At 66.7% G+C, this 3,521-nt stretch carries 3 protein-coding genes; 2 read left to right on the forward strand and 1 reads right to left on the reverse strand.

Features of this window, described 5'->3' with window-relative positions; translation table 11 throughout:
- Window positions 1-25: 25 nt before the first annotated feature.
- Window positions 26-1,087: a selenide, water dikinase SelD gene (gene selD / locus Q0H50_RS08875; RefSeq protein ID WP_294421556.1), complete on the reverse strand. Its 1,062-nt coding sequence runs from the start codon at window positions 1,085-1,087 to the stop codon at window positions 26-28.
- 176 nt (window positions 1,088-1,263) lie between these two features.
- Between selD and Q0H50_RS08880 the strand changes: the two genes are divergently transcribed.
- Both Q0H50_RS08880 and Q0H50_RS08885 read left to right on the forward strand, forming a co-directional pair.
- On the forward strand, window positions 1,264-2,031 hold the full coding sequence (locus Q0H50_RS08880; RefSeq protein WP_294421553.1) for an acyl-CoA dehydratase activase: 768 nt from the start codon (window positions 1,264-1,266) through the stop codon (window positions 2,029-2,031).
- A gap of 174 nt (window positions 2,032-2,205) precedes the next feature.
- Window positions 2,206-3,339, forward strand: a complete 1,134-nt coding sequence (locus tag Q0H50_RS08885; RefSeq protein ID WP_294421555.1) for an aminotransferase class V-fold PLP-dependent enzyme — start codon at window positions 2,206-2,208, stop codon at window positions 3,337-3,339.
- The last annotated feature ends 182 nt before the right edge of the window (window positions 3,340-3,521 follow it).

Consider the following 3,521-nt stretch of genomic DNA (forward strand, 5'->3'; position numbering starts at 1 on the left):
GCTTGCGCGTGAGCCGCCCTTCGCGCTACCAGTTCACGAAGATCTTGCCTGCCGGACCGGCTTCGAACGTTCCGATTCGGGAGGGTTTGCGCCCTTGCCGCTGCTCGCATTCCGCCTCGAAGCGGCTTGCGTTTTCGGGCGGGATGGCCACGAGCAAGCCGCCGGAGGTTTGCGGGTCGCACAGCACGCCCATGCGGTCGTCGTACTCGAAGTCGTCGATTTCGCCTTGCTCCACGAACGCGCTTGCCCAGTCGATGATCCCGAACGTCTTCCCGGGGCGGCAGTAGTCGCATGACAGCTCGTATACGCCGTCGAACAGGGGCAACGCGTCCCAGTCCAGCCGCGCTGCGCACCCGGATGCATCGAGCATCTCGTGCAGGTGGCCGGCAAGCCCGAAGCCGGTGACGTCGGTGCAGGCGTGCACGTCGCATTGCAACATGGCCTCGGCGGCCGCGCGGTTGAGCTCCATCATGCCGTCGATGACCGGGCGCAGGTCCTCATCGTTGCGCAGTTTCGCCCGCAGCGCGGCGTTCATGATGCCTGTGCCGAGCGTTTTCGTGTAGTACAGCACGTCCCCCGGCAGCGCCCCGCCGTTTCGCACCATGCGATCGGGGTGCACCAGGCCGAACACGGAAAGGCCGTACTTGGGCTCGTCGTCCTCGATGGAATGGCCGCCCACCACGAACGCCCCGGCCTCGCGCACCTTGTCCGCGCCGCCGCGCAGCACATCTCCCACCACCTCGGTGCCCATGCAGCTGGGGAATGCCAGGATGTTGAGCGCGGTGACGGGCCTGCCGCCCATGGCGAACACGTCGGACAGGGCGTTTGCCGCAGCCACGGCGCCGAACTCGTACGGGTCGTCCACCACGGGCGTGAAGAAGTCGAGCGTCAGCACGGCGGCGTTGTTTTCGTCCACCTGCCAAACCGCCGCGTCGTCTGCCGTGTCGAAACCGAGCAGCAGGTTCGGATCGGGCACAGCCGGCGCGATATCGCGCAGAATCTCGGAGAGGTCTCCCGGACCCCATTTCGCTGCTCAACCGCCTTTGTCGGTGAGCGTGGTCAGGCGTATGCGGTCGCCGTCGCACATGGCGCCGCTCGCGGGTTTGTCCGTGCTCATGCGCGGTCCTTTCTTATGGGGTCGAATCGGTATCATTGCCAGTATAGTATAGTCGCAAGAAGGTATGCATAGTTTTGCATCAAGGTTCAAGCGCGGCAACGGCGGGGCCCTATGGGCCCGAGTCCCGAAGACAAGGAGCAACGTACATGGCGGGCATCGGCATCGACATCGGTTCCACGGCTACGAAGGCCGTCGTGGCGGACTCTTCGGGCGCCATCGCGTTCAAGCTGGTCATTCCCACCGGCTTCTCAAGCGTCGAGGTTGCCGAGCAGGTGCGCAGCGCGCTTGCCCGCGAGGGGTTCGAGGGGGGCGAGATGCCGGTGGTGGCAACGGGGTACGGCCGTGTGGCGGTGCCGTATACGGACAAGGTGGTCACCGAGATCACCTGCCACGCTCGCGGCGCATCCGCGCTCTTCGGCGAAGATGGCACCGTCATCGATGTCGGCGGGCAGGACACCAAGGCCATCGGCCTTGCCGCCGGCAAGGTGCGCAAGTTCGTCATGAACGACAAATGCTCTGCGGGCACCGGGCGCTTCTTGGAGATCATGGCCGACCGTTTGGGCGTCAGCCAAGCCGAGCTTGCGCGCCTGGCGGCGGTCGGGCAGCCCACCGTCATCTCCAACATGTGCACCGTGTTCGCCGAATCCGAGGTCATCTCCTTGGTGGGCAAGGGCGAGCCGCGCGAGAACATCGCCCGCGGCGTCATCGATTCGGTCGTGGCGCGCGTGTGCACGCTCGTGGGGCAGGTTCCCGCGGCGCGGTATCACCTTACGGGCGGCCTGTGCGACAACGATTACGTCCGCGCACGTTTGGAAGTCGAGCTGGGCGCACCGGTGGGTTCATGCCCCGATGCGCGTTTCGCGGGCGCCCTAGGCGCGGCGATCATCGCAGCTGAGATGGGGGCTGCGGAATAGCGGTTTGCGCCGTTGTCGCCATCGTCTTTGCGGATGGGCTGCGCGGCTTTCGCGTTGCGGTCCGTTCTTCGCCGTTTTGAGGGTATAACTTCCCTTCGTCTATTCCCAGTACGCATTCACGGTGCCGGTGAAAATCGGTGACCGTTATCATCTTCGAACGATTGGGTTCAAACCATGATCTATCTGGACAACGCAGCCACCACCATGCACAAGCCGCAGGCCGTCATCGATGCGGTGTGCGGTGCCATGACGTCGTTCGGCGGCCCTGGGCGCGGCTCGCACCAGGCCGCGCTCGATGCGAGTATGGCGGTGTTCGGGGCGCGGCAGGCGGTTTCGGACCTGCTCGGGGCCTGGGGCGCCGGCAGCGTGTCATTCGCCTTGAACGCCACCATGGCCCTTAACATCGCCATCGAGGGGCTGTTGCCCGCAGGCGGCGTCGCAGTGACCACGGCCGCCTCGCACAACTCCGTGCTGCGCCCGCTCAACCGCGCGCGCGACGAGCGTGGCTGCTGGGTGCGCGTGGCCGGCATCCTGCCCGACGGCTCGCTTGACTGGGAATCCTACGAGCAGGCCCTTGCCGGTGCCAAGCTGGTCGCGGTCACGCATGCCTCCAACGTCACCGGCGACGTGTACGACATAGAGCGCATGGCGGCCGCCGCGCATGACGCCGGCGCGCTGTTTGTCCTCGATGCCGCCCAGACGGCTGGTGCGTGGGCGTTCTCGGCATCGGCCATCGGCGCGGACGTCGTGTGCTTCACGGGCCATAAAAGCCTGTACGGGCCGCAGGGCACCGGCGGGCTGTGCGTGCGCCCGGGCCTTGATATTTCCCCGCTGGTGGAAGGCGGTTCGGGCGTGCACAGCTTCGATGAGCGCCATCCGCGCTTCATGCCCGAGGCGCTCGAGGCCGGCACGGCCAACGCGCACGGCTTGGCGGGCCTTTCGGCGGGGTGCGCCTGGCTTGCCGAGCGCGGCGTGGCCGATGTGCAAGCGCATATCGAAAGCCTGGTGGCCCGCTTCCTGGAAGGCGTTGCCGATATCGATGGCGTGCGGGTGCTCGGCGGCGGTTCCGGTCGGCGCTGCGGCATCGTAGCCGTCAACGTCGGCGATGCCGATTCCGGCGAGATCGCCGATCGGCTGGCGCAGGGGTGGGGCGTGTGCGTCCGCCCGGGCGCGCACTGCGCCCCGCTCATGCACGCGGCGCTCGGCACGCAGCAGCTGGGCGTCGTGCGCTTCAGCTTCGGCGCCATGAACTCGCAGCAGGATTGCGACGCGGCTCTTGAAGCCCTGCGCGACATCGCCTGCTCGTAGCCTCATTCCGCGCTATTCCGGAACCCAACGCCATCAACATCCGAAAGGACCTTCATGCGCATCCTCTGCATCTCCGCTCAAAAGCCCGATAGCACCGGCAGCGGCGTGTACCTGGCCGAAACGGTGGCCTCCATGGCCGCCGCCGGCCACCAGGTGGCCGTCATCGCCGGCATCGACAAGGA

The sequence above is a fragment of the uncultured Senegalimassilia sp. genome, from assembly GCF_934632265.1.
Taxonomy (GTDB): Bacteria; Actinomycetota; Coriobacteriia; order Coriobacteriales; family Eggerthellaceae; genus Senegalimassilia.